Genomic DNA, 26,352 nt, shown 5'->3' with positions numbered 1-26,352 from the left:
CAAACAATTCAGTTTTAGGGAGGTTCATAATGCCAAATCAGAAAATTGATCTAAAAAACTTACGCGAAGTATGTGTATGTCAGGAAACAATTTTTCAAGGTCGTTTACTTCGTCTGAATCGGGATAGCGTTCGTTTGCCCAATGGTGTGGAAACAACACGGGAGGTTATACATCATCCCGGTGCGGTTGCGATCGTAGCCTTAGAGGGGGATAAACTGTTATTGGTAAGACAATACCGCTACCCGATCGATCAGGAAACCTTGGAAATCCCTGCAGGAAAACTCGAACCAGGCGAAACGCCGGAATCTTGTGCGCAAAGAGAGCTTCGTGAAGAGACCGGGTATCAGGGAAAACTGACTTATCTCGGACGATTTTATTCCACTCCAGGTTTTTCGAATGAGCTTATTCATCTTTTTAGTGCTAGAGATCTGGTTTGGGCTCCTTTAGATGCTGATGATGATGAATTTTTAGGAGTGGAGCGGATTCCCTGGGTGGAAGCGATTCGTAAGGCCCAACAGGGTGAATTTCAGGATGCTAAAACCGCTTTAGGAATTTTAATGCAGGCAGGGAAAACACGTGATTAGAGTATGGGCAGACTTACATATTCATATCGGACAGAGCTTAGATGGAAAAGCCGTCAAAATTACGGCCTCCCGTGCGTTAACTTTGCCGAATATCCTTCACTTTGCGCGAGATGTGAAAGGGTTATCGATGGTCGGCGTGATTGATGCGCATTCTCGAGGAGTACGACAAGATTTCCGGACGATGCTTCATGATGGTCAGCTTAAATCGCTAGAAGGTGGCGGTTATCGATATGAAAACCTTACTTTGATTCCTGGAATCGAGCAAGAGTTAAGTGTGGGTGAAGGAAACGCGCATTTTCTAGCTTATTTTCCAACCCTGGAACACATGGAACGCTATATTGCAGAAATTAAACCCCAAGTCAAGAATTGGCAGCTTAGTTCACAGAAGGCCTATGTTTCGGTTGACGATTGGCTAGGTGCAGTTGCACAGGGTGAAGGGATCTGGTTACCTGCACATGCGTTTACTCCCCATAAAGGAATCTACGGAAACTGTTGTAAATCATTGCTTGATGTTTTACCCGGCCTACCTCCGGCTTTAGAAATTGGGCTGAGTGCTGATCGGCAAATGGCGAGAAGCTTATCGGAACTGGAGCATGTGACCCTTTTTAGTAATTCCGATGCTCATTCCTTACCAAAAATTGCCCGGGAATATAACCTTTTGGAGCTTACAGAGAATTCTTTTAAAGGATTGGCTAAACTGGTCCTTGATAAACAGGGTCAGGTGGTAACCAATTACGGACTTCCTCCTAAGGTGGGAAAATACCACCGGACGTACTGCTTAGTTTGCGAAAAAATCGTGGACAGTGAGCCGCCTTTACTGAGTTGTCCCCATTGTGGAAGTCGCAAGGTAGTGACTGGGGTCATGGACCGATTGGTGAGTATTGCTGATCGTCAGCTTGTTCACACGCCCGATCCTCGATATATTTATCAAGTTCCCCTCAGTGATTTACCCGGCGTTGGTCCTAAGGTATATAAACGCTTACTTGAAGCTTTTGGAACGGAAATGGCGGTATTACATCAGGCGAGCGAGGAAGAGCTGGCCAAGGTTGTTGGGGAAAAGATTACTGAATGGATTCTGAGTTCACGAAAGGGAAAACTGATTTTCCAACCCGGTGGGGGAGGAGTTTATGGTCGGGTAGTGGACATACTTTCCTAATTGCGCGAATAAATCTTTACTAGGGTTGTACATTGTTGCAATCGAGTAAAGATTTTTTTGGTTAGGGGGCAAGCCACATGCGCAGAATCCTTATGGAGCATATTCGTCAGTTTTGGGTAATTTATCTGACGTTAACAGCCGTCTATCTGGCGGGGATTGTCTTTGGGGCTATTGGAGTGAGCGCTTTAAGTGGGACGGAAAGTGGCCAGTTGGCTCAATTTCTAGATAAGCTTCTACTTAGCCAGCCCCAATCTTTAGATTCGAGTTTTTTGATGCAGCTGGCGCGAGAGCAATTTATTATCATGGCAGGCATTTGGGTTTTGGGGTTAACCGTAATAGGAACTCCGCTCATTTATTTGATTATTTTTACACGCGGATTTGTACTCGGCTTTACGGTTAGTTTTATTGTTGGAGTCAAAGGTTTTTGGGGGTTGGGCTTGATTCTTATCTCTGTCTTCCTTCCTGCGCTTGCAGGAATTCCACTTCTTCTTTTGGGGGCTGGGTTTGCCACAATTTTTTCCTTCCTTCTAATTAAAGGGAAAAGTACAGGAGAGTCTTTACGCCGTGAGTTCTTTTATTATTCCCTTGCAACCGTTCTGATCTCGTTAGGTTCAGTGGCAGTAGGGGTGTCTCAAGGGTATTTTTCACTGCTCGGCGTAAAATTTTTAAACCTTTAATGATGGGAAAAATACATAGAGACAATCGTTGATTGCATACGCTTTTAGGGGAGGGGAGCGTATGATGAAAAAAAGTTGGACTGAGTTTTTCTTTTATATTGCACGCGTTTTTATTCTGCTGATCCTTCTCGCAGTCGTATTGCCAAAATTAGTGAATGTCTGTAGCCTTTGGATTTCTTCGCAAGCTCAGGATGAACGTCATCCAAGTGGGAATCCGATGAGGGTTGAGGATACTACACGACGTTGAAGCTTACGTTAAAGGCGCAGGAATATCCCTCCCTAATGTAGAATGATTAGACTATAAGGGAGGGATGCTGGATGGAGATCCAGGATTTGGCTTGGATTCGCAGATATTTGACCTGCCTTAATGTGGAACGTGGACTGTCGATTAATACTCGCCGCAGCTACGAGCGTGATCTAAAAAAATTACATCTGTTTCTGAATGCTAAAACAAAGACTTTAAGAAACTGTGAAGGAAATGATCTCTTCCTGTTTCTTCTTGATGAGAAAAAGCAGGGTCGATCTGCGCGTACGCTTGCCCGTTATCTAGCAACGATAAGGGGGCTTTTTTCTTTTCTCCTTATAGAAAGACTGAGGTCAGATGATCCAACAGAATATTTAACGACACCTAAACTTGAACAAAATCTTCCTTATGTGTTGTCTGAGAAGGTAATGGACAAACTATTAGACAGTTCTCCAAAACCTGATATAGGAGAGAAAAGCAGTCAGGAACAAATAGAAGAGAGTACAAAAGGAGAAAGTACAAAAGAAGAAACTAAAAACCTTGTTTTGGAACTGCGGGATCGAGCTATTTTGGAAGTCTTGTATAGTTGTGGCTTGCGTGTGTCTGAATTGACTGGGCTGACGTTGAAGGATTTATCATTGGAGAATGCTTATTTGCGTTGCCGAGGAAAAGGGAATAAGGAACGAATTGTTCCCTTAGGAGAGCCTGCGGTGCAAGCTATACAAAACTATCTTCAGGAAGCAAGAGGAAGACTTCTGGGTAAGAAATCCTCAAACTTGCTCTTTCTGAATTTTCGAGGAGGAGGCCTTACCCGTCAAGGGGTTTGGGAAATTCTCAAAAAATGGGCTAAAAAGCATGGAATTAAAGAAAATGTCTATCCTCACTTGATGAGGCACAGCTTTGCTACGCATATGCTTGATCATGGAGCTGATCTTCGTTCGGTCCAGGAAATGTTGGGACATGTGGATATTTCAACGACTCAGATTTATACCCATGTATCACGTCAGCATTTAATCGAGGTTTTCCGGAAGGCCCATCCGCGAGCAGATTAAGACTTGAGTTCATTCAGGAGGTGCAATCGTTTGGGGAAAAGAGTCATTGTAATCGTTTTAGATAGCGTAGGTATCGGCGAAATGCCGGATGCTGCAGAATATGGTGATCGAGGTAGCAACACCCTTGGGAACATTGCTAAAGCGAGGGGGGGATTAAATTTACCCCATCTTCAAGCTCTTGGACTTGGAAATATTGCTCCAATACAAGGAGTAGACCCGAGTTCAGCGCCTAAGGCTTGCTACGGCAAGATGGCGGAGGTATCCCCGGGTAAGGATACGACGACAGGACATTGGGAAATAGCAGGAGTTGTTCTCGAAAAAGCATTTCCGACTTTTCCGAAAGGTTTTCCTGATGCCTTTATTCAATCCTTTGAAGAGAAAATTGGACGACAGATTTTAGGAAATGAAGTGGCTTCCGGCACTGAAATTATCCAACGTTTGGGAGAAGAACATGTCAAAACAGGTCGGCCGATTGTATATACTTCAGCTGATTCGGTTTTTCAGATTGCCGCTCATGAAGAGGTCATTCCTCTTCCTGAACTCATGCAGATTTGCGGAATCGCTCGGGAAATGCTGGATGGTGATTTACGGGTTGGGCGAGTCATAGCTCGACCGTTTCTAGGCGAACCTGGAAATTATTACAGAACCACGAATCGGCACGACTTCGCAATCGAGCCGCCGCATAAAATTCTCTTGGATTATGTTCAAGAGGCGGGGTTAGGGGTGATGGCGGTCGGCAAAATTAAAGATATCTATTATGGTCATGGTGTTACAGAGTTCGTTTTGACTAAGGGGAATCAAGAGGGTGCCGATAAAACGCTCACCTATCTTGAACAGGATATGCCAGGCCTTATTATGACGAATCTCGTAGACTTTGATATGGTGTATGGTCACCGAAATAATGTCGAAGGATATGCACAGGCTTTGGAAGAATTTGATGTGCGTTTGCCGGAGATTCTAGCCCGTTTACGTGAGGAGGATCTCCTCGTGATTACGGCAGATCATGGTTGTGATCCGACGACACCGAGTACCGATCATTCTCGAGAATATGTTCCCCTTTTAGTGATGGGGAATACCCTGCGAAGTGGTGTTGATTTAGGGATTAGGACAAGCTTTGCCGATCTGGGACAAACTGTCGCTGATTATCTTGAAACGACTTCTCTACCGCATGGGCAGAGCTTTTTAGCAGAAGTTTTCCAACCCAAATAGAGTTAATAATTTGAAGGAGGGCGACGAAAAATGACCATTATTAAAGAAGCGGAGTATTCAACAAAGCTTGCTGAAGTTCGAAGTTATCTCAATGAAAAAGTGAATATACAACCAGAGCTTGGAATCATTCTCGGTTCAGGGTTAGGCGGATTTGCGGATCTTATCGAAGAAAAAATTGCTATTCCTTATCGGGAAATTCCTCATTTCCCCGTCTCGACGGTTGAGGGACATAAGGGTGAACTCGTTTTTGGCAAGGTGATGGGTAAATATATTGTGGCCATGCAGGGACGGTTCCATTACTACGAAGGTTACTCGATGCAAGAGGTCACTTTTCCCATACGCGTAATGCAAGTTCTCGGTCTGAATGGGTTAATTGTCACAAATGCTGCTGGAGGAATTAATGCTTCTTATCGCCCGGGCGATTTGGTCTTAATCAAAGATCATATCAATTTCATGGGAGAAAATCCCTTGAGAGGAGAAAATATCTCGAGCTTAGGTCCACGCTTTCCTGATCTGAGTGAAGGCTATGATTTAGAATGGCGACAAAAGGCCTTATCTGTAGCCCAGGAAATCGGGATTCATCCTCAAGAAGGAATCTACGCTGCGATGAGTGGCCCAAGTTATGAAACTCCTGCCGAAATTCGTTTCCTTCGAACCGTCGGAGCCGATTTAGTCGGAATGTCGACTGTACCTGAAGTCATTATCGCAAATCAAGGTGGAATGCGAGTTCTCGGTATTTCATGTGTAACGAATATGGCTGCAGGGATTTTGCCACAACGTCTTAGCCATGCAGAAGTCATGGAAACGGCGGAACGGATCGAGAAGCAGTTTATTCGGTTTGTCCAAGCTTTGGTAAGAGTGCTGTAAGGGGTAGGAGTGAATACGATGCGGATGGTCGATCTTATCGAGAAAAAAAGAGATGGCGGTACGCTGACTCCAGCGGAGATTCGCTTTATCATCCAAGGATACGTCGAGGGACAAATCCTTGATTATCAGATGTCAGCTTGGGCGATGGCTGTCTTTTTCCGTGGGATGGAGACAGAGGAAATTGCCGAGTTAACCTTAGCGATGGCTGAGAGTGGGGAACAGTTAGACCTTTCTGTTCTTGATGGACGATTTGTGGACAAGCACAGTACGGGTGGGGTGGGAGACAAAACAACCCTTCTCTTGAGTCCGATGGTGGCTGCTTGTGGAGTGCCCATTGCCAAGATGTCAGGTAGAGGACTGGGTCATACTGGGGGAACGATTGATAAATTAAGCTCGATTCCAGGGTTTAAGGTTGAACTGGAGCGGGATGAATTTTTGCAACAAGTGAAGGATGTTGGACTTGCGGTAATTGCGCAGTCCGGGAATATCGTACCCGCTGACAAAAAACTGTATGCCTTGAGGGATGTTACGGGAACTGTGCCCTCTATTCCTTTGATTGCCTCGTCCGTTATGAGCAAAAAAATTGCTGCTGGAGCTCAAGGAATCGTTCTTGATGTTAAATATGGTTCGGGTGCGTTCATGGCAACGCTTGAAGATGCTCAAGCTTTAGCAAAAACAATGGTTGGAATCGGGAAGACCTTAGGTAGGGATACGATTGCTGTTTTAAGCGCTATGGAACAGCCCTTAGGGAACGCGATTGGTAATGCGATTGAGGTTATTGAAGTTCTGGAGGCTTTGCAAGGGAAGGGGCCCCAGGATCTCGTTGAACTTTGTGTTGAACTGGGAGCGTTAATGCTTGTTGCCGGAAGAAAGGTTCAAAATACCCAGGAAGGCCGCAAACGGGTAAGAGAAACATTAGAAAATGGACAAGCTTTAGCCAAATTTCGTGAATTTGTTAGGGCTCAGGGTGGAAACTTGACAAATTTTGAGCAAAAAAATTTCTCGCTTGCCCCTCTCAGGGCTTCTTATCTCGCTCCAATTTCTGGGTATATTCAATGGATCGATGCGCGTAAGATTGGTCATATTGCGATGGTTTTAGGCGCAGGGCGCGTGACTAAGGAAAGTAAGATTGATCTTGGAGCCGGAGTTTACTTATATAAAAAGCAAGGGGATTGGGTGGAAGCAGGAGAACCTGTGCTCGAGCTGTATACCTCTACCGAGGATAAAAAAGCGGAAGGCATAGCCTTAGCACAGGAATCCGTTCTGGTCGGGCCAAAGAAGCCTGAAAATCTTCCGCTTATCGCCGAAGTCATTCGTTAAGGGATAAAAATTTTTTCATAGGACTACGCTTTCCTACGTATCTTTAGGTAAGTAACCTAAGGAGTGGGTATGATGCGTGAGAAAAAGATTTATAGACTAGCAGGGAATTTAAATACAGGTCAGAGTTATGCAATTCTAGGGGATGATGGGCGTTTCCTCAAACATAAGCATGCCTGGAAAGCTTATCAAACGCTAAAGGAATTTGGCTGTGCAACCTTTCCCGTGGCAGAGGGACTAGCTCGACTTGAAGGAAGCAAAGTTTATCCTAATTTAGCAGCATTGCAGGATAAAGTAGATGTGGTTGTGCCCTGTCTACATGCTGAGAAGCTTGCTGATCTCATGTCTGAGGTTCAAGCGTGTGGTGCTAAAACGGTCTGGTTCCAGGAGCAAAATTGGACTTCTGAGTTTCAGAAACAGGCGGATGAATTGGGGATCGAAGTCGTTAAAGGGTGTATTCTGAAACATAAAATCTTTACTCGGCCTTTTGGATTTTTCAATCCTTGTTATTGGCACGGATTACATTCTCCAAAAGTTCCGAAGAAAAGATGGTAATTTATAGAAGTGAAGCTAAAAGATGATTTCTGTTTTGTACAGGAGTCATCTTTTTATTATAACTGAACAATCTTTGTGAAGTCTAACACTTTACTTGAACACATTGTTCAAAGATAGTGAACATAATTACATTCACATAAATTGACTTGTTCAATATAATCCTTATGAATATTGGGTTTTATTATTTTTGGCGATTTGGCACAGGACTTGCAAATACTTAGAAATAGGTTTCGCTAGCTGCTGTCATTAAATCATTACCACGCAGGAGGCAATACGATGGATTTTAGGCTGACAGAAGAACAAGAATTATTATTGGAGAGTCTTCGAGAGATTATGGCCAGAGATTGCACAGAGGAATATATGAAAGAGTGTAATGAACTAGGTCAGTATCCTACGCGGTTTGTGAAAGCATTAATGGAAAACGGTTTTGGTATGTTAGGTGTTCCTGAGGAATATGACGGTACTCCTGTGGATACCATGACGATGATGCTCGTTGCGGAAGAGATAACAAAGAACGGCGGACCACACTTCGTGTTTGGACAGGCCTTATCCATTGCCGATATGCTGGAATTTGGCTCAGAGGAACAAAAGACGGACACGATGAGAGAGGTTCAGGCCGGTAATGTAGCTTTTGTCTTGGGCTTTACCGAGCCTCAGGCTGGTTCTGACAGCAGTGCGATTGCGACAACGTTTACCCGCAAAAATGGCAAGGTTTATATTAATGGGCATAAAACCTTCATGAGTAATGCCCTAAGAGCGCCCTATATGCTTTGTTTAGCTCGAAACTCAGAAGAAGTCAATGATGCAGACAAGCGCAATGCATTTACCATGTGGTGGGTTCCGATGAATGTACCCGGTGTTAAAGTTGAGAAACTCAAAAAAATTGGTTGGCATATGATGGATACCTGTGAGGTCTATTTGGAGAATGTTGAGCTTGAAGAAAAGGACCTGGTCGGGGTTGAGGGCAAGGGCTTTATACAGGCCATGATCAATTTTGAGGTTGAACGACTGTATATTGCAGCAGCTGTAATGGGCATGGCGGAATGCGCCTTTGAGGATGCAGCCCGTTATGCGAATCAACGGGTCCAATTTGGCAAGACTATCGGCAGTCAACAGCTTATTCAAGAAAAGCTGACGTATATGAAATTGAAAATCGAAAATATGAAGAATATGGTCTACAAGTGTGCTTGGGAAATTGACAATGGGATTTCCGTTCAGGTTTCTTCTGCATTGGCCAAACTTTATTGTGCTCAGGCATCCTGTGAGGTTATTGATGACGCCCTGCAGATTATGGGCGGAATTGGCTATACGACGGATTGCCGAATTTCGAGATTGTGGGTTGATTCTCGGGTTCACCGCATCGGGGGCGGAACAGATGAGGTTATGGTTCATGTCGCCGGCCGAGCCATTTTAAAACAATTTAAGTAATTGAATTTTTATTGTTAATTATTTTTCCCCGAGTCGATGAGAGGAGGTTAAGTTAATATCAAGGGGAAAAAGATATATCTTTCCGAAGAGCTAATTGTAATTTTTTAAAAGGAAGGGAATTATACATGGAACAAAGCAAAAAATCTTATTATCCCTGGTTAGTTTTCATTTCCTTATCATTGATGTTTTTTGCCGCAGTAGGAATGTTGGGAAACACCAACGGTCTCTATCTAACACCAGTAGCTAAAGAAATGGGTTGGACACGTACAGCTGCATCTTGGTATCTAACCATTTATATGTTAGTTATGGCGTTCTCTCAACCATTTGCCAGCCAATTGATTTATAAAGTCAATTCAAAGTTATTATTAGGTACTGCTATGACTTTTGTTTGTGTTGCTACAGGAGCTGCTTCCCAGTTCCATACGGCTATGGCTTGGAATATTTCAGCTATCTTTATCGGTCTTGGTCAAGCTGTAATTATGTATCTCGCAGTGCCTATCATCTTAGGTAACTGGTTTAACAAAAAATATGCCACTCTTTTGGGAGTCGCCTTAGCTCTAGGTACTGTAGGTTCGGCAATTGCCAATCCTATTGCAGGACAATTGATTACCCAATATGGATGGAGATCCGCTCGTCTTATCATGTCTGTAGCTGCTTGGGTCATTTCCATGCCTGGAATTCTCTTTGTTATCCGTTTCAAGCCTTCAGAAATGGGCTTAAAGCCTTATGGCTATGAAGAAGGACAAACGTCTAAGGCTGCTGCACCTTTAAAAGGAGTATCTGCAGTCAATGCGCTGAAATCCCCTGCCTTGTATATGGTTGTTCTCGTTGCCGGCATTGTTGTTTTGTATGCTTCCATGAACACCCAAATCCCGGGATATGCAACTTCGGTGGGTCTTGCTACAACGGTAGGAGCATTTGCGATGACGATTTTGAACTTCGCCAATATGGGCGGAAAAGTTTTCCTGGGATGGCTTACGGATAAGGTTGGCTATCTTGGCGCTATGCTTACTTCCTTAATCAGCGGTATTGTAGGAGTTGTTGTTATTTTGATGGGTGGCGGAAACGTTACCGTCTTCTACACGGGCTTGATTTTCTTTGGACTTTGTTTTGCTGCTCTGACTGTTATGCTGCCACTCCTAATCAAAGGAATCTTTGGACAGAGAGAGTTTGGTAAAATCTATAGTTACGTTACCATGGTACAAAGTGTCATTGCTGCTTTTGCAGCCATTATTTATGCAAGAATTTTTGACCTCACCAAGAGCTTTGTCTTTGCTTGGCAGTTGAACCTTGTAACTTTAGTAATAGGTATCATTTTGGTCATTGGAGCCGTTAAGATCGGTAAAAAGCTTGTTCAAGAGTAATTATCGAATACTTCTATAGTCTATTTTGTGAATAGACCCCAGTCTTCTATGGGATTGGGGTCTTTTTAATACAGTAACTGGCTGGAGACAGTCAGTTACTGTCTATCAGGCAACATTAAAATCAAGACCGGAAGATGAGGCTTGATTTTAATGTGAAGGATAGAGAGAAGGAGAAAAATGGCAAAACGATCTGATATCCCTCAATTTGGATTATTATCAGGAGTTAGAGTGGTTCATTGTACAGCATCGATAGCTGGTCCTTTGGCTGCATCCCTTTTTGCAGAAGCGGGTGCTGATGTTATTATGCTCGAGAATGCCAAAACTCCTTGTATGTAAATATATTTCCTAAATTGAAGAACTATCCAGGACAGATCTGGAGAGGTGCTCTAAGTGTAGGCATGGACAATGAAGATATTTTTATCGAGTTGGGTCTAACTGATGATGAAATCGAGGAACTCTACAGCCACAAGGTGATCGTAAAAAGAGAGTTTAAGCCAGTGAAATAAGAAAAAAAAGAAAAAAAGAAAAAAAGAAAAATAATAATAACTATAAAGCTAACACAGAAAGGGGATTTTCGATGAAAACTATCCTTAACGATTTTATTGCCGAGCAATCTTTAGTCGACGCGTTAGTGAATGATTTAACCGATGAACAATGGCAAAGGCCGCTCCCTGATGTAGAAATGTGGAACATTAAAGATGCCATCATTCATATCGCTTTTTTTGATTATGCAGCAACTAAGCTAATTGCAGGTGAGGCTGAGGATTTAGTGTCTTTTTCAGAGGTAGAATCCGGGCAGGATCAGTATGTTCGCGCAACAAAGTTTCACCATCTGACCGGTCCTGAAGTTCTAAGCTGGTGGCGTGAGGTTCGTACTCGTTTGGTTAATCAGCTGTATGATAAAAATCCAAAAGATCGTGTTCCCTGGGCACCCGGTCTGCCCATGTCGGCCAAATCCCTTGCTTCCGCACGTCTTATGGAATTATGGGCGCACTCGGTCGATATTTATGATGCTTTAGGATTGGATCCTATTGTCAAAGACCGCATTACCAGTACATTATTTTTATCATGGCAAGCTCGTCCGAATGCTTACCGCATCAACAACCTCGAGATGCCTGACACGCCGATCTATTTAGAATTAAAACTGCCATCGGGTGAGATATGGGCAAAAGGGGATCAAGGGGCTGAAAATTATATAAAGGGCAGTGCTAAAGATTGGGCTTTAGTATCCATCCGCCGCAGAAACTGGATGGATACCGAGTTAGAAGTTGTAGGAGAAGAAGCTCGACGTTATGCGTCAATCGTTCAGACGTATGCAGGGTGGGCTGATCCCGCGCCGAAGGCTAAAAGGCAACGGTAGTATTGGATGTTAGGTTAGTTTGTAGCAGAATTTAAGGATTAAATTTAGAGATTTATGATGAAAGAGGGATAAGATGATGGGAATAACGACCCAAATGCCGAAGTTTGGAATGTTGTCCGGTTATCGTGTGGTCATGATGGGCGCTTCTGTAGCTGCACCTTTTGCCGGTGAATTGTATGCAGAAAATGGTGCAGATGTGATTTGGATTGAACATCCCACCAATGTTGATGCAGGCCGTGTTGCCCGTAAAAGCGGTAGCTGGCAGCAGGACCGCCGAAATATGCGCAGCTTGGCTATGAATTATACAAAAAACGAGGGGAAAGAAGTTTTTCTAAAGCTTTTAGAAACAGCGGATGTTCTTATTGAAGCATCAATTGGCGGTCGCTATGAGAAAATGGGTTTGAGCGACGAAGCTTTATGGGAACGTAACCCTAAGCTCGTCATTGCCCATATCTCCGGGTTTGGGCAAACTGGAATCCAGGAATATGTGAATCGGGCAAGTTATGATCCGATTGCTCAGGCTTTTGGCTGTGTTATGAGAATGAACGGTATGCCAGGTCAGCCTTCAGCACCGGCGATGCCTTTTCCAGGAGATTATACTGCCTCCTTTTATGCTTTTGGATTGACGCTTGCTGCTTTGCTTAAACGCAATGAAACGGGGAAAGGGGAAAGTCTTGACCTTGCTCAATATGAACTGATGATGCGCATTCAGGCCAATTATCCGACCGATTACCTGCGTTATGGTCTAGATTATATTAAAGAGGGTAATCATAGTAGAATTTGTGCTGGATACGGAACGTATTCCTGCAAAGATGGCAACGAAATTTATATGCTTCTTTTAAATCCTGGAGTATTGCAAAAAGGATTGCCTGTCCTTGGCGTAGAGTACGGTACAGAGCTTATTCCTGAAGGTTCCTCCTTTGTTCCCGTCGATACAACTGCTGCGAAAATTGTAGAAGACGCAATTCAAAAATTCTGTGCTGAACATACAGCAGAAGAGGCAGAGGCTCTTTTGACATCGAATGGCGTTCCATGTTCCCGTTTGCTTAACTATGAGGATGCTGTCAATCATCCCCACTACAAGGCACGTGAGGTCTTTACGACTTGGACCGCTGCGGATGGGGAAACGCAAATCCCCGGTGTAAATGTCGTACCTAAAATTAAAAATAACCCCGGTCAGATTTGGCGGGGTGCGCCTAATATCGGGATGGATAATCAAGATATTTTGGAAGAGCTGGGCATTCCTCAAGAGATGATTGACAAAATGTATGCTGAAGGAAAATTAGGAAAACGGGATTATTTTGAAAGCAAATGAATGGATTGAAATTTTAGGGTAAAGCTCCTGAAATAATCGGGAGCTTATTCTTTATCTAACACTCGACTGAACAGGTTGTTCAGCAAAGTGAACAAGATTACAATCACATAGAAAATCTGAGGGCAATGAAACCCTGTAAATAGAGGGCTTTCCTTTTCAGAGGAACTTGGCATGAGTATTGCTATATTTAAAGTAGGGGATCAAAAAGATTCCTTTGAAGCAAAACTTCATTTTTATAAAAGTATATTTATAGGGGGAATTATTCATGGATTTTAGAATGACAGAAGAACAAGAATTATTATTGGAGAGCCTTAGGGAGATTATGGCTAGAGATTGTACGGAAGAATATATGAAAGAATGCAATGAGAAAGGCGAGTCTCCGAAAAAGTTTATCCAAGCGTTATCAGAAAATGGATTTGGTATGTTAGGCGTTCCTGAGGAATATGGCGGTACTCCAGTAGATACGATGACTTTGATGCTGGTTGCTGAAGAAATCACCAAAAATGGCGGCCCTCATTTTGTATTTGGACAGGCTTTGTCGATCGCAGACATGTTGGAATTTGGCTCTGAAGAGCAAATAGCGGATACCATGAGAGAGGTTCAACAAGGGAATGTTGCCTTTGTCTTGGGCTTTACCGAGCCTCAGGCCGGCTCTGATAGTAGCGCGATTGCGGCAACCCATACGCGTAAAAATGGCAAAATCTATATTAACGGCCATAAAACCTTTATGAGTAATGCTTTAACAGCACCCTATATGCTTTGTATGACCCGTAATTCCGAGGAAGTTGGGGATGCGGACAAGCGCAATGCGTTTTCGATGTGGTGGGTTCCGATGAATGCACCAGGTATCAAAGTCGAAAGACTGAAAAAAATCGGCTGGCATATGATGGATACGTGTGAAGTCTACCTCGAAAATGTCGAAGTCGAGGAAAAGGATCTCGTTGGGGTTGAAGGTAATGGCTTTATGCAGGTTTTGATTAACTTTGAAGTGGAACGCCTCTTAATGGCAGCATCGGTCTTAGGTTATGCAGAATGTGCTTTTGAAGATGCAGCGCGTTATGCTAATCAACGCGTTCAATTCGGTAAGACCATCGGCAGTCAACAGCTTATTCAAGAGAAACTTACGTATATGAAAATTAAAATCGAAAATATGAAGAACATGGTTTATAAATGTGCTTGGGAAATTGATAACGGTCTCCCGGTTCAAATTTCTTCAGCGTTATCCAAACTCTACTGTGCTCAGTCTGCCAACGAAGTCATTGATGATGCATTGCAAATTATGGGTGGAATTGGCTATACAACCGATTGCCGAATTTCAAGATTATGGGTTGATGCTCGGGTCTTTAGAATTGGCGGCGGTACTGATGAGGTTATGATTCATGCTGCCGGACGAGCCATCTTAAAACAATATAAGTAGGAATAAAATAAAGAAAGTGGAGGGATAATAATGACTCAATTTCCGATACTAAGCTCTCCGATTAAAGTCGGAAGCCTCACCATGAGGAATCGAATGATGACGACCTCCATGTCGCCAGGTCATGGATATGTCACCAATGAAGGGGTTCCGACTCAACGGTTGTTAAACTATTTAGAAGAAAGAGCTGCTGGCGGAACGGCTTTGATTTGTCAAACGATTGCCTTTTATCCCAGGATAGTCACTGGACACCTCCATCCCTTGCCCTTGGGTTTTTCAAATGAGCATCTTCCGTATCTAAGAGCTATGGCTGAGCGCGTTCAAAAGCACGGCGGATTGATCATTGGGCAGCCTTATGCCGTCCATGATTGGAAACCCACTCCGGATGCTGACGAAGAATACTGGGGTCCATCGACGAAAACAATATCGAAATTGATCCCGAACCCTATGACGAAGGAACACATCGAGACCTTTAAGAAAAATGTGGTTCAGTGTGCTGTTACGCTGCAAAATGCGGGCTGGGACGGGGTTGAGGTCATGGCCGGTGTCGGGGGTATTTTAAACCGTTTCATGTCACCTGCGACCAATGACCGGACCGATGAATACGGTGGCAGCCTGGAAAATCGCTGTCGACTTACGGTTGAAGTTATGACAGAAATTAAAAAAGCCTGCGGTCAAGATTTTACCATTCTGGTGCGCTGGTCGCCTGTTGATTTTATTAAAGGCAGCCTGGAGATGGAAGAATCCTTAAAAATTGTAACCATTTTAGAAAAAGCCGGGGCCGCATTGCATAACTTGGCACCTGGCTGGCATGAAACCTCAGTTCCTCTCACGACCAAGGATATTCAGGATGGCTATTGGTCTTGGATTTCCGAAAAAATTAAAACAGTAGCCACGATTCCTGTTACCACGGCTTACAGAAATACAGACCCTGATGTGATGGAAGAAATTCTCCAAAAGAAAAAAGCCGATATCATTGGAGGTCTAAGATACAATATCGCTGATCCTGAATTTGCAAACAAGGTAGTCGAGGGCCGGCCTGAGGATATTAATCGATGCATCTGCTGCTGCCGTTGCTTAGATGATGTGATCAGCCAAGCAAAACCCCTGAACTATTGCGGAGTCAATCCCCATTTAGGGGAAGAACTGGAAAAGCCTCTGATTACAAAAACGAATAAGGCAAAAAAGGTTATGGTCATCGGAAGCGGCCCAGGAGGCTTCTCAGCTGCGGTTACTGCTGCCCGAAGAGGGCATCAGGTTACGATTTATGAACGTGGACCCCGTGTCGGCGGTTGTTTGGTCATGAGTTCGATTTTCAGTCCGATTTATGATCGCTTAAATACGTACTATAAAACGATTCTCAGAAAACATCCTGAAATAAAAGTAGAGCTCAATACGACCGTTACCCCGGAATTAGTGAAAAGCGTGAAGCCGGATGCGGTTGTGGTCGCAATCGGTGGACATCCGGTTGATCTTGATGTCCCCGGAGCAGGCGGCGGGAATGTAATCAAATCCCATGATTTCTTGGAAATGTTGAATGGCAAACCGCCGCAAAAACCGGGAATAGTCAATAAGGTGATGTGGAATTGCGGATCTGTGTTCCTCAAATTCTTCTATACGCCAGACTTAGCTCGGACCTTTATGGCGAAGTTCCCTTGGCCTCTCGGCAAAAAAATTGCAATCATCGGCGGTGGGTTGCCTGGCTGTGAGCTGGGAAAAGAAATGATGCACCACGACCGAGATTTGGTGATCATCGACGACCACAAAAAAATTGGCCATGATGTGGGCGGCAGTGACCGTTTCCATATTACGTCTGCCTTTAAAAAATCTCCGCACGTCACGTTGGAACCCCTGACTAAGGTTAAAGAAATCACGAATCAGGGTGTAAAGGTCGTCCATGAAGATGGCTCAGAGGTTTTCTACAATGTCGATACAGTAGCGATTACCTTAGGCTTTGATAAAAATATGGATTTAGCGGATTCCTTAATGCACAGCATTAAAGAACTCTATGTTGTCGGTGATTGCACCAATCCTGCAAGAATGGCAGATGCAACTAAAGCGGGTTATCTGGCTGCCAGCCAAATTTAATGCTTTGTTTTAGAAATCTTCAACTTTTTTAAAGGAGATATCAAATGATGGAAGACATTTATGTCAATAAAAGAAATGACGGAATTGCTTTTTTAGTGATAAATAAGCCCCAGAGAAAAAATGCCATTAGTGGCCCCATGATGGATCTCTTAAGTGATGCGTTGCTGAAATTAGATGCTGACGATGAAGTACGAGTGATTATCCTTAAGGGGGAAGGCGATAATTTTTCAGCGGGTGGCGACTTGAAGCAAGGCGGCCCAGAAGGGCTTAGCGTTGAGCAAGGCCGAAAACTCTTAAAAAAATATATCCGTACGATCCAAACCCTACAACAAATTGGCAAACCTGTCATTGCCATGGTTGACGGTTGGGCTGTTGGCGGAGCCATGAGTATGGCCTTAGCCTGCGATATTATCTATGTTTCCGAGCGTGTTAAGTTTACATCTAACTTTCTGAAGGTGGGCATTATCCCTGAAATGGGAGTCATGATGTTTTTACCCCAGCTCATCGGCCCCTATCGTGCGAAGGAACTTTGGTTTACCGGACGGGTTGTTGGAGCCGAGGAAGCCTATAAAATGGGATTTGCCAATAAAATTCTCCCTGCCGAGGAACTTGAAGAAGGAACAATTGCTTTTGCACAAGAGATTGCTACTGTTTCTGCCATGTCAGTCCAAATTACGAAAGGGATTACGAATAGTACGATGAATCCTATGCTCAATCTGGTTATGGATGCTGAATCGACAGCATCACCCTTTTGCACACAGACTGCAGAATACAAGGAAATCATTGCTAAATTCACAAAGAAGTAAGAAGCAAAGTATTAAGCCAAGGGGTGACCCGGAAGTTGTTCTTCTAGGTCACCCCTTTTTCGCATGCAAAGTTTTTTGCTTGCGTAGCTTAACTTACTTTGCTTTAACTTAAGATTACTTACGCATTTGAATTTTCAAGCCTTACTTGCTGTCCTTAAGGGCTGAAGTTTTAATTTTAATATTCAGCTTCTCTATCTTACGATAGAGCGTATTACGAGCGATATTTAGAGCTTTAGCCGTTTGAAAAATATTGCCATTAGTTTTTTCTAAGAGCTGAATAATATGATCTCGTTCAGAGAGCTTTTCTACTGAGTCCTCATCTTTGGAGGAAGAAGAATCAGGAGCCCAATGTAATATATATTCGGATAAAATTTCCGAAGAAATCTGCTCGTCTTCGGATAAGATCATGGCTTTTTCAATGACATTTTTTAATTCTCTGACATTGCCCGGCCAATTATACTGACAAAGGATTTTTAAGGCATCATCACTGATTTCTTTCGGCTGCATTTTCAACTGTTTAGATAGTTCCGATATAAAGTAGTTCGCCAAAAGGGGGATGTCACTTTTCCGTTCCCGAAGTGGGGGAAGTTCAATTTCGATGACATTCAGCCGATAATAAAGATCTTGTCTAAATTGACCGGCCTTAACAAGTTCAGCCATATTTTTATTGGTCGCTGCGATGATCCGTACATCTACTTTTTTAGATTTTGTTGAATTGATCCGGGTAATCGTTCGCTCTTGCAGAAATCTTAAGAGAGCGACCTGCATGTCTAATGGCATTTCACCAATTTCATCAAGAAGCAAGGTACCTTCATGAGCATGCTCAAATTTTCCAATTGAACCATGGGTTCGTGCCCCAGTAAAAGCTCCTTCTTCATATCCGAAAAGTTCACTCTGAAGAAGTTCCTTGGGGAGTGCTCCACAGTTAATGGCGACGAAGCTGCCTTTACGCTGACTTATGCGATGTATGGCTTTAGCGACAACTTCCTTACCCGTTCCTGTCTCTCCTTGAAGAAGAACATTAGAGGGAAACTGCGCTGTTTTGTGAATCATGCGATCGACTTTAGTCCAGGCGGGACTTTCCCCGATATAGTCAACATCTTTAGGAAGTGTTGGTTTGCAATATTTTGGAGGTTTTGAAGAGAAATTGCAGGGATTCCCTGTTTCATCTTTTGCGGAGAAAGGGTCGAAGACAAGTACCGAGTAGATATCTCCGTTTGGAAGCAGAATTCTGTTTTTTCTAAGAAGAACACAGTGAAGATAAGATTGCTTTTTACTCGTCGTTAATTCTTTAATTAGAAAATCTCGTTGGTTGACGTTCTGGGTATCTTTATCCAAAAGGAGGGAAAGATCCCCTTTATAAATCAAGGAATTTTCAAAGGATTTATTTTTTAAGAGAATAGGATCCCAAAGTTGTTCTGATGCCAGGTTTTCGGCGAGAACAACTCCTTCCTGATTTATAACGATAACAAATAGGGAACTGCAGTCGATCATTTCCTGAAAAGATTTAGAGTCTATAAATGGCTTGAATTTTCCCTCATTGTGATCAAGTAAGTTCTCCAGGATTTTATCAGCAGCAATGATCATCGGAAGGGCTTGGTTGGGGAGACAGCTGAAAGGATTTACGGCATTAAGTGCCCCGATCATTATGCTATTAGAGTGAATAGGTACGCTAACATCGGAATAAGTTTGGGAAACCATTCGGTAGTGCTCGAACCCATCCGTTCGGAAAGCAATTTTTTCGTTCAGAGCGATCGTGACGGCGCCGTTACCACTGGTAAATTCGTTGGCATAGGTACCCAAAGATCTTGGATAATGCTTAAGCGGAGTAATTAATTCAAAAACAAAGCCCTCAAGATTGCAAATCGATATATTGCAATCTAACAAGGTTAAAAGAAAGTTCATAATAGGTCCGGAAAGAGTTAGTAATTGAGCATATTTGGTTCTCTTTTCCTTTAAGAGTGATTGGGAATATATCGGAAAATCTAAAGACCATGGGTCCATTCCATTCGCTTTGCATCGCTCCCAGGAGCGAGCAATTTCAGGTCTCACTTTGTCTTCTAAAATAATTCCACGTGCAATAAACGTTTTCCAAGCTTCAAGGACTTCTTCCTGTGTATTCAACAATTTTTGCACCTCCTTAGCTATCAATATTGGAAATATATTTTAGTACTTGAATAAACTCTGATGTTACAATACGCACTTTAACTCACAAGTCAAAATTAAGAAGACGTTAATGAGATTATTTAACAATTTTAAACATTATTGCCTGAACTTGATCAAACAATTACTTTCACATTGATAAGTTAGAATTTATTTTACACTAAGTTTGGACACTTTTCAAAAGATAAATATTATCTCCTGAAAAGAAATAGCTCAGTCTAACACAATGTGTGAACACTTTGCTCAACTTAGTGAACAATAATACTATCACATAGTGAACAAAGCTGATCCATTTTTGCTGAATTTAGGGCTTTTGCATGTGAATAACAACTTGGCATGAGTATTGCAATTATAAAGAATTGAAAAACATATAATAATGATTTTTCGCGATCAACTCAAATGTGTAAGGAGGAGAGTTAGTTACTATGAAAAGCACTGAAATGCCGAAGTTTGGAAATCTGCAAGGGATTAAAGTACTAAGCATAGGTTCAGCGATTGCCGGCCCGTTTGTAGGCACGCTTTTTTCTGAACAAGGGGCTGATGTCATTTATGCCGAAAGTACAATATCCCCTGATATGTTCCGAATGTTTGGTGATGTATTTACGGTAGAGCATCGAAATCAAAGATCGATCACTCTTGATGTCCCTTCCCCTGAAGGACGAAAAATTCTGGCCCGACTCCTCGAAAAATGTGATGTCCTTGTCGAAAATTCCAAAGGGGGAACTTGGGCAAAATGGGGATTGACCGATGATGTGTTATGGGAAATCAATCCTAAGCTCGTTATCGCACATATCTCTGGCTTTGGACAGACGGGAGATCCTGGATATATAACGCGGGGTTCTTTTGATCCCATAGGACAAGCATTTAGTGGCTTTATGGCCATTAACGGAGAGCCTGATCCCGCACCTCCTTATGCGGCAAAACCGTTTACCTGTGATTATATTACTGCGCTAACGGCTGCATGGTCTTGCATGGCAGCGCTCTATCGTACACGGAAAACCGGGATCGGTGAGAGTATCGATATCGCCCAGTATGAGACGTTAGCACGACTTCAAGGGAATTTCCTTACTGAAGGGATTAACAATGGGAAACAGCCTCAACGTATGGGTAATAAAGATCTAAGATCCGCTTTAGAAAATGTTCAAAAATGTAAGGATGGTAATTGGGTTATGCTGGCTTTAGGTGGAGCTGCAGTTTTGAAACGGGTTGAGAAGCTATGGGGTTTAGGAGATGATCCGGACTTTGCAGAAACTCATGGCGTTATCTTTAAGACGGATGGACCACGGGCAGAAAAATTTGTGAAAGCGGCCGTAGAGTTTTGTCAAACCCATACTGCTGAGGAAGTGGACAGCATATTAAACGCTCATCAAATTCCGTGCAGTATGATCATGACCTATGAAATGATGTTGGAGAATCCCCAATATAAAGCAAGAGAAACCATAACAGAATGGCATGATCCAATTACGGACCGCATGGTTAAAGGCGTAGGACCCATTCCTAAATTCAAAAATAACCCGAGCCAGATATTCCGCGGGGGAGCCACTTATGGGATGGATAATGAAGATGTGTTAAGCGAAATAGGCTTTAGTGAAGCTGAGATTCAAAACTTCTATGAGACAAAAACCATCAAGAAGCAATAAAACATCAATAATAAAGTGAGCTCCAAACTCTATTTAACATTTACTGATTGAGGTGAAATAATGAACGTTATTGCATGTTATAAAGTTGTCCCCGAGGAACAGGATATTGTGGTTCAACCCGATCGGAACCTCTCCTTTGCCCGGGCAGAGTGGAAAATCGGTCAATATGACCTTAATGCTGTCGAGGCCGGAATGCAAATCGTCGAAGCGGTTGGCGGAAAGGTTTCAGCTCTTAGTGTGGGGGATAAACAAGCGGATAACTCTAAGTTGAAGAAAGGAATCCTTTCCCGAGGCCCAGAGGATTTGTTCCTTGTCGTGGATGATCGCTTTGGAAATGCAGATTCTCATTTGACCGCTAAAGCCCTTGAAGCCGGGATTCAAAAAATCGGAAGCTATGATCTCATCCTTTGTGGAGAAGGATCTGGGGATTTGTATTCACAGCAAGTTGGGATTCAGCTCGGTGAACTGCTTAATGTTCCGACTTTAAATGCCGTGAGCAAGATTACTCCTGCCGGGGACAAGCTGGTCGTTGAACGGACTTTAGAAAACGAAGTTGAGGTTCTCGAGGTTACTCTTCCATCGGTTATTTCCGTAACGACAGATATCAATCTTCCACGTATTCCCTCTATGAAAAACATCTTAGCTGCCGGAAAAAAACCCACAACCCAATGGGGTGCAGCCCATCTTGGCTTAGAGGATGCGAAGAAGCCCACGGAAACGTTAAGCACCTTAGCTCCAGCAGACGTCGATCGTAAGCAGATTATTTTCGAAGGCGATACGGAAGAAGTCGTGCAAAAGCTATTTGAGAACATTCATAAAGAACTTCTCTAGAGGATGGTGAAAAACATGAGTAAGATCAATAAAGTATGGGTCATTGCTGAAAAAGAGTCAGCCTTGGCTCAACTCTTAGCAGGAGGCCGTCAACTGGGAGAAGAAGTCGCGGCGGTGGTCTTGGGAACAAAAGAAGAGACAAAAAAAGCAATCTCCCTCGGTGCAGACAAAATCTATTGGCTCGGAGAGCTCAAAGCCGAGAACGTATATGAGGATTACGCTCCAACGATTTCGGGATTGCTTAAGCAAGAACGTCCTGAGCTCGTGCTGGTACAGCCTAGCAAACGCGGAAAGCTTCTCGCGGGTCGTCTCGCGGCCAATCTGGGAACGAGCGTATTAGTCGATGCTACTGAGGTTAAAGTTGAAGAAAAAGTCCAAGTCACGCACATGGTTTATGGAGGAGCAGCCTTCCGAACGGAACAAGCTCTGACCGAGACAACGATTGTTACGGTAGGTGCAGGTGCATATACCGCTCTTCCCGAAGAAGCGACCCGCCAAGGAACCGTGATTGATGTCGAATTTGTTGAACCCCAGCATAAAGTTAAGCTACTTGAGAAAAAGAATAAAGCAGGCGCCACCGTTAATCTGAGTGCCGCCAAACGGGTTGTCGGTATCGGCCGAGGGATTGCAAATCAAGAAGATATTAAGCTTGCGGAAGAGTTAGCCGAACAAATTGGTGCAGAGGTCGGATGTTCACGACCCATCGCCGAAGGGGTCAATTGGCTTCCGACGGAACGCTATATCGGGGTTTCGGGGGCTATTCTAAAACCAGAAGTCTATCTTGCCGTCGGAATATCCGGACAAGTTCAGCACATGGTGGGTGTGAATCAGGCCAAAGTGATTATTGCTATAAATAAGGATAAAGCGGCTCCAATCTTCAAACATGCGGATTACGGAATTATTGGAGACCTCTATAAAGTACTTCCGCTTCTGGCCGAGAAATTCAAAGCCAGCAAATAAACAGTATAAGACGCAACGGTATTATGGATAGAATGGAGGAACAAATGGCAGACAAATATGAAGTTATTATTGTCGGCGCAGGCCCTGCGGGGCTTGCGGCCGCTTATAAGTTAGCTCAAGCGGGGATAGAAGTTGTCGTTATTGAACGCGGCGATTATCCAGGAAGTAAAAATCTCAGCGGGGGAGTTCTGTATAGCCGTGTTCTCGACCAACTTATTCCTGAGTTTTGGGAAGAAGCTCCGATTGAACGCTATATCTCGAGTTATATTACCACACTGATGACCGAAGAGGACTACTTTAACCTGGAGTATAAAGGCAAAGCCTTAGGAAATACGCCGTATAATGCCGTGACTGTCCTCCGTGCGAAATTTGATCGCTGGCTCGCTGAAAAGGCAGAAAAAGCCGGCGCGATGATCGTGACAGGCATCAAAGTGGAAAAACTCCTTAAAGAAGGTAACCGTATCGTAGGAATCAGCACTGGGGATGAGGAGATGTTGGCTGACGTTGTGATCGCAGCTGACGGAATCAACTCCTTCATCTGTCAAGAAGCGGGTTTACGCGGTGAAATTAAACTGGATCATCTCGCCGTTGGAGCGAAAGCTCTGATTGAACTTCCCAGGAACGTGATTGAAGAGCGTTTTCGATTGACGGGGAATGAAGGAGCCGCTTATGCCATTTTAGGAGAGGCAACCCATGGCGTTGCGGGGGGAGCGTTCTTCTATACGAATCAGGAAAGTCTCTCAATCGGCGTGGTTATGCGCTTAGATGATCTCGTTAAAGCGAGAGTTAAGCCTCCCGAGGTCCTGGATGATCTTCTGGAACATCCAATGATCGCCCCACTCGTGAAAGGTGGAATAATGACAGAATATGGTGCACATCTGACGGGTGAAGGCGGACTCAACATGGTACCGCAAAAGCTGTATGCGGATGGATTGCTCATCATTGGTGATGCGGCAGGGTTCACGATCAACAGCGGTCTCGTCATTCGGGGAATGGATTTGGCGATCGGGTCCGGAATGGCTGCCGCGGAAGCTGTCCTGGAAGCCAAAGGAAAAAATGACTGGAGTGAGGCGGGTTTAAGCGCTTATAGCCGTATCTTGGATGAGAGTTTTGTCATGAAAGACCTAAAGCTCTATGCTAAGGCCCCAGGATTTATGGAAAATGATCGTTTGTATAAAAAGTATTCTCTTATGGTGAATCATCTCTTTGGGAAGGTATATACCCAAGATCTGACCCCGAAAGAGCATTTAATGAAGACGGCGATGCAGTCGCTCAAAGAAAACGGGATCTCCCTGTTCGACTTAGCTAAGGATGGAATAATGGGGGTGCGTGCACTATGAACCGACTGAGTTTAGCGGATAAATTAAATCTAAATAAATTTGAAGTGGATGAGGGAGAACCCCATATCCTGATCAACAATGAGTTATGTAAATCCTGTGGACCTAAAAGCTGTCTCTTGGTCTGCCCAGCAGGGCTTTATAGTGAGCAGAATGGCGAAATCATTGTTGAGTGGGCAGGTTGCTTGGAATGTGGGACTTGCCGGGCAGTTTGTGACAAGAAAGCGATTGATTGGAAATACCCAAGAGGTGGGTTCGGGATCATTTTCCGACAGGGTTAAAGGAAAACTACAATTCTCAAATGTCGCCATTATACTTTATAACTTTTGCGGTTAAGGTAAGTGGTTTTCGCTTACCTTCAAAAAAAGGAGGTAGACCCACGATGAGTGAGCAGTCACCTGTAAAGAATCCATGGAAGGCGTATCTTGGTTTGTTGTTTGGTTCTTTTACCATTATTGAATCGTTATCCTTTCAAATTCCCGTTGTTCCAATTCTGACCAAAGTATTTGGTATTTCAGTAGCCTCAGCCGCCTTTATTGGTCTATGCTATTATTTGACACATATTGTCTTTGGTCCTATTTGGGGAAACATTGGGGACCAATTGGGTCGTAAACGCATCGTTCTCACAGGAATGGCCATTTTTGCAGCTAGTGAATTTATGGCAGCTGCATCGGTGAATTTCCCCATGTTTTTAGCTGCACGCTTGCTCCAAGGGGTTGGATCAGCCTGTGTTGTTTCTTCGGGACTTGCCTATGCATCCTATCTTTTTCCGCAAGAGAAAAGAGGTGCTGCGCTCGGAACCTTTTCTTCTATTGGTACAGTAGGTGCTGCTGTGGGTGGACTGATTGGCGGAATTGTGGTCACTCGTTTTGGATGGCAGTCTATTTACCTGATCAATGGTACTTTGGCGCTCCTGGGAATGATTTTAGTGGCTTCTACAGTCCCAGAAACTTCGCGTAATCAGAGAAAGCCGTTCGATTATATCGGCGCTATTTTGCTTTTGCTGACGATCGGTACGCTGTTATCTGTAACCACATTGGTCTCTAATTTAGGCGCTGGCTCACCAACAACTTTGAGCGTATTAGCTCTTGGTATTATCTTGGCCGTTGTCTTTTTGAATGTGGAAAAACGAAGTTCGCATCCTTTTATCGAATTATCCCTTTTGAAGAATCCGATATTTATTGTTCCGCTCATCGTCTATTTCTTCATTCAGCTATGCAATACAGGTGCTATGACGGCAAATTCCTTCTTTGTAAATGGTAAACCGGGTGGAGGACCACAAGTTGTCGGTATAGTGTCCATGTATAGTTATCTTGCGGGAGCAATTGCAGGATTTACGAGTGGTAAGCTCATTGACAAGATTAGAATCAAATATGTTATGTTATTAGGCATTACCATCTTTTTCGTCGGGATTATTTCCTTCTCACGGTTTAACGTAAATACACCGGTTTGGTATATTGCCATGTCAGTCTGTATCTTTACAGCGGGAATCTGCATGATGATGCCGGCCTGCATTAAAATGGCTTTATCCATTGTGCCGAGCAACAAACTCGGTGCCGGTTCAGGAACTTACACGATGCTTCAATATATGGGTAACCCTGCTGGATCGTCTGTGGGTTTAGCGGTATTTGGTTCTTTATCCGCTTCTGCATTGGCAGCACAACTGACCACTTCAGCACAAAAAATGGGAATGAGTCAAGATATGCTTCCTGCTTTATTAAAGGCTGGAAAGACTGCAGGCAAAACGCTAGATCCTGCTTTGGCTGATCAACTGACTAAAATGGGCATTAAATTCCAGGACCTCTACACGCCGGCAAATGTACAAGCTATGGTAGGTGCCTTAAATAAAATGAGCTACATTATTCTGGGAGTGACTGTAGTCGTCTTTTTGCTCACGATAATCTTTTTACCGAGTCAACCGGTTCGACCTACGGAAGATACAGAAGAACGAGTAGCTTAGTACAGAAATAAATCATATAAACACA

25 protein-coding genes are annotated in these 26,352 nt (G+C 43.6%); 24 read left to right on the top strand and 1 reads right to left on the bottom strand.

Features of this window, described 5'->3' with window-relative positions; genetic code table 11:
* Positions 1–29 precede the first annotated feature (29 nt).
* The 18 genes from DESME_RS09730 to DESME_RS09650 all read left to right on the top strand — a co-directional run bounded on the left by DESME_RS09730 (position 30) and on the right by DESME_RS09650 (position 17,436).
* A complete protein-coding gene (locus tag DESME_RS09730) occupies positions 30–584 on the top strand; it encodes an NUDIX domain-containing protein (RefSeq protein ID WP_006716115.1) in 555 nt (184 codons plus the stop codon).
* On the top strand, positions 577–1,740 hold the full coding sequence (locus tag DESME_RS09725; RefSeq protein ID WP_006716116.1) for an endonuclease Q family protein: 1,164 nt from the start codon (positions 577–579) through the stop codon (positions 1,738–1,740). Before DESME_RS09730 ends, DESME_RS09725 begins: the two co-directional genes overlap by 8 nt.
* 77 nt (positions 1,741–1,817) lie before the next feature.
* On the top strand, positions 1,818–2,417 hold the full coding sequence (locus tag DESME_RS09720; RefSeq protein ID WP_006716117.1) for a stage II sporulation protein M: 600 nt from the start codon (positions 1,818–1,820) through the stop codon (positions 2,415–2,417).
* A 61-nt stretch (positions 2,418–2,478) separates the two neighbouring features.
* Entirely contained in the window at positions 2,479–2,664 is a 186-nt protein-coding gene (locus tag DESME_RS09715) for a hypothetical protein (protein WP_006716118.1), read from the top strand.
* 71 nt (positions 2,665–2,735) lie between these two features.
* Positions 2,736–3,713: a site-specific tyrosine recombinase XerD gene (gene xerD, locus DESME_RS09710; protein ID WP_006716119.1), complete on the top strand. Its 978-nt coding sequence runs from the start codon at positions 2,736–2,738 to the stop codon at positions 3,711–3,713.
* Positions 3,714–3,743: 30 nt separating this feature from the next.
* On the top strand, positions 3,744–4,922 hold the full coding sequence (locus DESME_RS09705) for a phosphopentomutase (RefSeq protein WP_006716120.1): 1,179 nt from the start codon (positions 3,744–3,746) through the stop codon (positions 4,920–4,922).
* A gap of 30 nt (positions 4,923–4,952) precedes the next feature.
* Complete coding sequence (locus DESME_RS09700; protein ID WP_006716121.1) at positions 4,953–5,789, top strand: purine-nucleoside phosphorylase; 837 nt, start codon at positions 4,953–4,955, stop codon at positions 5,787–5,789.
* Between the two features lie 18 nt (positions 5,790–5,807).
* Positions 5,808–7,109 (top strand): pyrimidine-nucleoside phosphorylase, encoded by a 1,302-nt coding sequence (locus DESME_RS09695; RefSeq protein WP_006716122.1) that lies wholly within the window; start codon positions 5,808–5,810, stop codon positions 7,107–7,109.
* Between the two features lie 72 nt (positions 7,110–7,181).
* The gene (locus DESME_RS09690) at positions 7,182–7,661 is read left to right on the top strand and encodes a CoA-binding protein (protein WP_041483978.1); all 480 of its coding nucleotides are present in this window, start codon (positions 7,182–7,184) and stop codon (positions 7,659–7,661) included.
* A 276-nt stretch (positions 7,662–7,937) separates the two neighbouring features.
* A complete protein-coding gene (locus tag DESME_RS09685) occupies positions 7,938–9,089 on the top strand; it encodes an acyl-CoA dehydrogenase (RefSeq protein ID WP_006716124.1) in 1,152 nt (383 codons plus the stop codon).
* Positions 9,090–9,214: 125 nt separating this feature from the next.
* Complete coding sequence (locus DESME_RS09680) at positions 9,215–10,453, top strand: MFS transporter (RefSeq protein ID WP_006716125.1); 1,239 nt, start codon at positions 9,215–9,217, stop codon at positions 10,451–10,453.
* Positions 10,454–10,630: 177 nt separating this feature from the next.
* On the top strand, positions 10,631–10,789 hold the full coding sequence (locus DESME_RS15710; protein ID WP_006716126.1) for a CoA transferase: 159 nt from the start codon (positions 10,631–10,633) through the stop codon (positions 10,787–10,789).
* 14 nt (positions 10,790–10,803) lie between these two features.
* Positions 10,804–10,959 carry a hypothetical protein gene (locus DESME_RS16075; protein WP_167998838.1) on the top strand — a complete coding sequence of 52 codons (156 nt, stop codon included), beginning with the start codon at positions 10,804–10,806 and terminating at the stop codon, positions 10,957–10,959.
* Positions 10,960–11,030: 71 nt separating this feature from the next.
* Positions 11,031–11,813: a TIGR03084 family metal-binding protein gene (locus DESME_RS09670; RefSeq protein WP_006716127.1), complete on the top strand. Its 783-nt coding sequence runs from the start codon at positions 11,031–11,033 to the stop codon at positions 11,811–11,813.
* A 73-nt stretch (positions 11,814–11,886) separates the two neighbouring features.
* On the top strand, positions 11,887–13,128 hold the full coding sequence (locus DESME_RS09665) for a CoA transferase (RefSeq protein WP_242837398.1): 1,242 nt from the start codon (positions 11,887–11,889) through the stop codon (positions 13,126–13,128).
* 265 nt (positions 13,129–13,393) lie between these two features.
* Positions 13,394–14,545, top strand: coding sequence for an acyl-CoA dehydrogenase (locus DESME_RS09660; RefSeq protein WP_006716129.1), 1,152 nt, complete (start codon positions 13,394–13,396; stop codon positions 14,543–14,545).
* Between the two features lie 30 nt (positions 14,546–14,575).
* Positions 14,576–16,630 carry an oxidoreductase gene (locus tag DESME_RS09655; RefSeq protein WP_006716130.1) on the top strand — a complete coding sequence of 685 codons (2,055 nt, stop codon included), beginning with the start codon at positions 14,576–14,578 and terminating at the stop codon, positions 16,628–16,630.
* A gap of 44 nt (positions 16,631–16,674) precedes the next feature.
* Entirely contained in the window at positions 16,675–17,436 is a 762-nt protein-coding gene (locus DESME_RS09650; RefSeq protein ID WP_025248752.1) for an enoyl-CoA hydratase/isomerase family protein, read from the top strand.
* A 141-nt stretch (positions 17,437–17,577) separates the two neighbouring features.
* Here the strand turns inward: DESME_RS09650 and DESME_RS09645 are convergent, their stop codons facing one another.
* The gene (locus DESME_RS09645; RefSeq protein WP_006716132.1) at positions 17,578–19,563 is read right to left on the bottom strand and encodes a sigma-54 interaction domain-containing protein; all 1,986 of its coding nucleotides are present in this window, start codon (positions 19,561–19,563) and stop codon (positions 17,578–17,580) included.
* Between the two features lie 461 nt (positions 19,564–20,024).
* Here DESME_RS09645 and DESME_RS09640 point away from each other — a divergent pair, with 461 nt between their 5' ends.
* The 6 genes from DESME_RS09640 (at position 20,025) to DESME_RS09615 (ending at position 26,327) form a co-directional block, all read left to right on the top strand.
* Positions 20,025–21,239 (top strand): CoA transferase, encoded by a 1,215-nt coding sequence (locus DESME_RS09640; RefSeq protein ID WP_006716133.1) that lies wholly within the window; start codon positions 20,025–20,027, stop codon positions 21,237–21,239.
* Between the two features lie 60 nt (positions 21,240–21,299).
* The gene (locus DESME_RS09635) at positions 21,300–22,070 is read left to right on the top strand and encodes an electron transfer flavoprotein (protein ID WP_006716134.1); all 771 of its coding nucleotides are present in this window, start codon (positions 21,300–21,302) and stop codon (positions 22,068–22,070) included.
* Between the two features lie 15 nt (positions 22,071–22,085).
* Positions 22,086–23,030 carry an electron transfer flavoprotein subunit alpha/FixB family protein gene (locus DESME_RS09630; RefSeq protein WP_006716135.1) on the top strand — a complete coding sequence of 315 codons (945 nt, stop codon included), beginning with the start codon at positions 22,086–22,088 and terminating at the stop codon, positions 23,028–23,030.
* Between the two features lie 44 nt (positions 23,031–23,074).
* Entirely contained in the window at positions 23,075–24,370 is a 1,296-nt protein-coding gene (locus DESME_RS09625) for an FAD-dependent oxidoreductase (protein ID WP_006716136.1), read from the top strand.
* The gene (locus DESME_RS09620) at positions 24,367–24,648 is read left to right on the top strand and encodes a ferredoxin family protein (protein ID WP_006716137.1); all 282 of its coding nucleotides are present in this window, start codon (positions 24,367–24,369) and stop codon (positions 24,646–24,648) included. Before DESME_RS09625 ends, DESME_RS09620 begins: the two co-directional genes overlap by 4 nt.
* Positions 24,649–24,749: 101 nt before the next feature.
* Positions 24,750–26,327 (top strand): MFS transporter, encoded by a 1,578-nt coding sequence (locus DESME_RS09615; RefSeq protein ID WP_006716138.1) that lies wholly within the window; start codon positions 24,750–24,752, stop codon positions 26,325–26,327.
* Positions 26,328–26,352 lie beyond the last annotated feature (25 nt).

Source organism: Desulfitobacterium metallireducens DSM 15288 (assembly GCF_000231405.2).
Taxonomy (GTDB): Bacteria; Bacillota; Desulfitobacteriia; order Desulfitobacteriales; family Desulfitobacteriaceae; genus Desulfitobacterium_A; species Desulfitobacterium_A metallireducens.
The sequence above is the reverse complement of the archived record's forward strand: the minus strand, read 5'-3'. Positions and strand labels throughout refer to the sequence as shown.

What these genes read in the sequence shown, in the direction of transcription:
- DESME_RS09620 (WP_006716137.1), top strand. Translation starts at nt 24,367, where the DNA reads ATGAACCGACTGAGTTTAGCGGATAAATTAAATCTAAATAAATTTGAA.
- DESME_RS09655 (WP_006716130.1), top strand. Translation starts at nt 14,576, where the DNA reads ATGACTCAATTTCCGATACTAAGCTCTCCGATTAAAGTCGGAAGCCTC.
- DESME_RS15710 (WP_006716126.1), top strand. Translation starts at nt 10,631, where the DNA reads ATGGCAAAACGATCTGATATCCCTCAATTTGGATTATTATCAGGAGTT.
- DESME_RS09660 (WP_006716129.1), top strand. Translation starts at nt 13,394, where the DNA reads ATGGATTTTAGAATGACAGAAGAACAAGAATTATTATTGGAGAGCCTT.
- DESME_RS09685 (WP_006716124.1), top strand. Translation starts at nt 7,938, where the DNA reads ATGGATTTTAGGCTGACAGAAGAACAAGAATTATTATTGGAGAGTCTT.
- DESME_RS09650 (WP_025248752.1), top strand. Translation starts at nt 16,675, where the DNA reads ATGATGGAAGACATTTATGTCAATAAAAGAAATGACGGAATTGCTTTT.
- DESME_RS09635 (WP_006716134.1), top strand. Translation starts at nt 21,300, where the DNA reads ATGAACGTTATTGCATGTTATAAAGTTGTCCCCGAGGAACAGGATATT.
- DESME_RS09630 (WP_006716135.1), top strand. Translation starts at nt 22,086, where the DNA reads ATGAGTAAGATCAATAAAGTATGGGTCATTGCTGAAAAAGAGTCAGCC.
- DESME_RS09615 (WP_006716138.1), top strand. Translation starts at nt 24,750, where the DNA reads ATGAGTGAGCAGTCACCTGTAAAGAATCCATGGAAGGCGTATCTTGGT.
- DESME_RS09640 (WP_006716133.1), top strand. Translation starts at nt 20,025, where the DNA reads ATGAAAAGCACTGAAATGCCGAAGTTTGGAAATCTGCAAGGGATTAAA.
- DESME_RS09730 (WP_006716115.1), top strand. Translation starts at nt 30, where the DNA reads ATGCCAAATCAGAAAATTGATCTAAAAAACTTACGCGAAGTATGTGTA.
- DESME_RS09670 (WP_006716127.1), top strand. Translation starts at nt 11,031, where the DNA reads ATGAAAACTATCCTTAACGATTTTATTGCCGAGCAATCTTTAGTCGAC.
- DESME_RS09665 (WP_242837398.1), top strand. Translation starts at nt 11,887, where the DNA reads ATGATGGGAATAACGACCCAAATGCCGAAGTTTGGAATGTTGTCCGGT.
- xerD (WP_006716119.1), top strand. Translation starts at nt 2,736, where the DNA reads ATGGAGATCCAGGATTTGGCTTGGATTCGCAGATATTTGACCTGCCTT.
- DESME_RS09690 (WP_041483978.1), top strand. Translation starts at nt 7,182, where the DNA reads ATGCGTGAGAAAAAGATTTATAGACTAGCAGGGAATTTAAATACAGGT.
- DESME_RS09695 (WP_006716122.1), top strand. Translation starts at nt 5,808, where the DNA reads ATGCGGATGGTCGATCTTATCGAGAAAAAAAGAGATGGCGGTACGCTG.
- DESME_RS09720 (WP_006716117.1), top strand. Translation starts at nt 1,818, where the DNA reads ATGCGCAGAATCCTTATGGAGCATATTCGTCAGTTTTGGGTAATTTAT.
- DESME_RS09625 (WP_006716136.1), top strand. Translation starts at nt 23,075, where the DNA reads ATGGCAGACAAATATGAAGTTATTATTGTCGGCGCAGGCCCTGCGGGG.
- DESME_RS09680 (WP_006716125.1), top strand. Translation starts at nt 9,215, where the DNA reads ATGGAACAAAGCAAAAAATCTTATTATCCCTGGTTAGTTTTCATTTCC.
- DESME_RS09700 (WP_006716121.1), top strand. Translation starts at nt 4,953, where the DNA reads ATGACCATTATTAAAGAAGCGGAGTATTCAACAAAGCTTGCTGAAGTT.
- DESME_RS09715 (WP_006716118.1), top strand. Translation starts at nt 2,479, where the DNA reads ATGATGAAAAAAAGTTGGACTGAGTTTTTCTTTTATATTGCACGCGTT.